Below are 253 nucleotides of genomic sequence, written 5' to 3' on the forward strand. Positions count from 1 at the left end.
ACAAGCTCTATAAAGAAAACGGCGTTGAAATTAAAAAAGATATTGCGGGGCTGATGCTGTCGGCGATCATCTCAGATTCCCTCTTATTCAAATCCCCGACATGCACGGAAGAAGATGTCAAAGCTGCAAAAGAATTGGCTGCGATTGCCGGCGTTGATGCTGACAGCTATGGACTAGATATGCTGAAAGCCGGAGCTGATTTGAGCGCAAAGACGATTCCTCAGCTTCTTTCTCTGGACGCAAAAGAGTTTAC

At 45.8% G+C, this 253-nt stretch carries 1 pseudogene; it reads left to right on the forward strand.

Going from position 1 to position 253, the window contains the following annotated elements:
- Positions 1-253, forward strand: a pseudogene (locus CH339_RS25855) (hypothetical protein); the annotation flags it as partial.

It is taken from the genome of Rhodobium orientis (assembly GCF_003258835.1).
Classification (GTDB): domain Bacteria; phylum Pseudomonadota; class Alphaproteobacteria; order Rhizobiales; family Rhodobiaceae; genus Rhodobium; species Rhodobium orientis.